The following is a 593-nucleotide window of genomic DNA, read 5'->3' on the forward strand; positions in this document are numbered from 1 at the left end:
GCGGCCGGCCGCCCGGTCGTGGTCGTCGACGACGAGGACCGCGAGAACGAGGGCGACCTCGTCATCGCCGCCGAGAAGGCCACCCCCGAGATCGTCGCCTTCATGATGAGCGAGTGCCGCGGGCTGATCTGCGCCCCCATGGAGGGCGAGGAGCTGGACCGGCTGCGGCTCCCGCAGATGGTGGACGACAACACCGAGTCGATGAAGACCGCGTTCACCGTCTCCGTGGACGCCTCCGCCGCCCACGGCGTGACCACCGGCATCTCGGCCGACGACCGCGCCACCACGCTCCGGCTGCTGGCCGGCGGCACGGCCGGCCCCGCCGACTTCGTCCGCCCCGGGCACGTCTTCCCGCTGCGCGCCCGCCCGGGCGGTGTGCTGGTGCGCAACGGCCACACCGAGGCCGCCGTCGACCTCGCCCGCCTCGCCGGCCTGCGCCCGGCCGGTGCCATCGTCGAGATCGCCGGCGAGGACGGCCGGATGCTGCGGCTGCCCGAGCTGATCCCCTTCGCCCGCAAGCACGGTCTGACGATCATCTCCATCGAGGACCTGATCGCCTACCGGCGCTCCCCCGAGCCCCCGGCCCCCCTGGA

1 protein-coding gene is annotated in these 593 nt (G+C 74.4%); it reads left to right on the forward strand.

Going from position 1 to position 593, the window contains the following annotated elements:
• Positions 1-593, forward strand: a 593-nt coding sequence (gene ribB / locus B7L92_RS38890; RefSeq protein WP_081241699.1) for a 3,4-dihydroxy-2-butanone-4-phosphate synthase, incomplete at both ends; no start/stop codon positions are given.

The sequence above is a fragment of the Streptomyces viridosporus genome (assembly GCF_002078235.1).
Taxonomy (GTDB): Bacteria; Actinomycetota; Actinomycetes; order Streptomycetales; family Streptomycetaceae; genus Streptomyces; species Streptomyces viridosporus.